The sequence below is a fragment of the Mesorhizobium sp. M7A.F.Ca.CA.004.12.1.1 genome (assembly GCF_003997835.1).
Taxonomy (GTDB): domain Bacteria; phylum Pseudomonadota; class Alphaproteobacteria; order Rhizobiales; family Rhizobiaceae; genus Mesorhizobium.
Map to the genome: position 1 here is coordinate 1 of NZ_RZRK01000996.1, position 1937 is coordinate 1937.

2 protein-coding genes and 1 pseudogene are annotated in these 1937 nt (G+C 62.5%); all 3 read right to left on the bottom strand.

Annotation, left to right across the window (positions count from 1 at the left end):
- Window positions 1-212: pseudogene (locus tag EN984_RS32750) on the bottom strand (efflux RND transporter periplasmic adaptor subunit); the annotation flags it as partial.
- Window positions 213-455: 243 nt separating this feature from the next.
- On the bottom strand, window positions 456-1052 hold the full coding sequence (locus tag EN984_RS32755) for a LysE family translocator (RefSeq protein WP_127271476.1): 597 nt from the start codon (window positions 1050-1052) through the stop codon (window positions 456-458).
- Window positions 1053-1134: 82 nt separating this feature from the next.
- Complete coding sequence (gene ilvN, locus EN984_RS32760) at window positions 1135-1707, bottom strand: acetolactate synthase small subunit (RefSeq protein WP_023757090.1); 573 nt, start codon at window positions 1705-1707, stop codon at window positions 1135-1137.
- Window positions 1708-1937 lie beyond the last annotated feature (230 nt).

A 1937-nucleotide genomic window follows, 5' to 3' on the forward strand; every position in this document is an offset into this window, starting at 1 on the left:
GCTGTCGAGGCGACGGCCGAGAGGATGGAGACCGAGCGCCCGGCATTGTCGGCCTTCTTGTCCGAAGCCGCAGCCTGTTTGTCCGGCGCGGCAACCTGCTTTGCGCCGATGACCTGCTGGACCCTGCCAAGCGCGTCAGGCGAAAGATAGAGCCAGCCGGCCGCACCCAGGCAGGCGACGGCCAGCAACGAAAGAACGACTTTTCCACGCATGGTCAAAGGCCCTCTCCACCCGACACGTCGTGGTCCGATGGGTTCTATTCCAACGCGGCCCGTTGCCGCGATTTCGCCGAATAGATAGGACACGCCTTTGTTGGAAAAGGGCCAAAAGGCGGCATTACGAAGATTTAATGTGCACTGCACAATGGATGTGCAACACGGGGCGGCTCCCGATCCGGACGGTCCGCCGAGAGTCCGAATCCCGTCCCCCTACGATCGGCTGGTGCGCCCCACAGCCTATTTAAGCATCGGCCAAAGCGTCGCCGCCAGCAGCACGCCCATGGCGATGTTGAACCATTTCAGCCGCACCGGGTCCGACAGGAAGCCACGCAGCGCCGTGCCGAACCCTGCCCATACCGAGACGCTCGGCAAATTGACGATAGTGAAAGCCACGGCGATCAACACCACCGACAGGAACGGGTGCTCGGCATTGGCATAGACGGCCATGGCGGTGATCGCCATCACCCACGCCTTGGGATTGACCCACTGGAATGCGGCCGCCTCGATGAAGCGCATAGGCCGCGCGTTCGTCTCGCCCTTGCCGGTCAGCGTGCGCGACATGGCGATCTTCCACGCGAGGTACAAAAGATAGGCGCCGCCGGCGATCTTGAGCGCGGTATGCAGCGCCGGAAACGCCGTCAACACAGCGCCGAGGCCAAGACCGACGGCAAGCAGCAGCACGAGGAAACCCATGCTGATGCCCAGCATGTGCGGAACGGTTCTGACGAGGCCGAAATTCACGCCCGATGCCAGCAGCATGAGATTGTTCGGCCCCGGCGTGATCGAGGTCACGAAGGCGTAGACAAGCAGGGCAAGGAATGCGTCGAGCGACATGGATATCCTCCCTGACAAGTCAGCATCGGAAGCCTCACTATGGAAGCTGGCTGACGCGTTCGGCGCCAGCCCCGCCGAAGTCCTACATCGCCTGCGGGCCGCGGTTCAACGCTGCCACGCCGGTGCGGCAGATTTCGACCAGGCCGAGCGGTTTCATGATGGCGATGAACTGGTCGATCTTGGAGCCTTTGCCGGTGATCTCGAAGATGAAATGCTCGGTGTTGGCGTCGATGACGCTGGCGCGGAACGCATCGGCCAGCCGCAACGCCTCGACCCGGGCCTCGCCGGTGCCGGCGACTTTGACCAGCGCCAGTTCGCGCTCCAGCGGCCGCTCCTGCCCGGATTCATGCGAACGCACGGTCAGGTCGACGACGCGGTGCACCGGCACGATGCGCTCGAGCTGGTGCTTGATCTGCTCCAGCACATGCGGCGTGCCGCGCGTCACGATGGTTATGCGCGACAAATGCTTTTCATGCTCGGTCTCGGAGACGGTCAGGCTCTCGATGTTGTAGCCACGCCCGGAAAACAGGCCGATGACCCTGGCAAGCACGCCCGGCTCATTGTCGACCAGCACGGAAAGCGTGTGGTTTTCCGGCTTTTCCGTCTCCTTGGCGATGAAATAGGCGGAGCCGGTCGGTTGTAGCTGTGCGTTCATGACATGAATCTCGATTTCAAGCTCTTGAGCTAATTCTTTGTTTGCGCAGGGCTTTCTGGCGACAGCTCTGCCTTGGTTCTGCCGGCTACACCAGTTCCCTGCCCTTGGCGTCGATGGCGTTGGCCACCGCCTCGTCGGTCGCCTCGTCGGGCAAGAGCATCTCATTGTGCGCCTTGCCCGATGGGATCATCGGGAAGCAGTTGGCGAGCGTCGCCACGCGGCAGTCGAAC

What these genes read in the sequence shown, in the direction of transcription:
- EN984_RS32755 (WP_127271476.1), bottom strand. Translation starts at nt 1,052, where the DNA reads ATGTCGCTCGACGCATTCCTTGCCCTGCTTGTCTACGCCTTCGTGACC.
- ilvN (WP_023757090.1), bottom strand. Translation starts at nt 1,707, where the DNA reads ATGAACGCACAGCTACAACCGACCGGCTCCGCCTATTTCATCGCCAAG.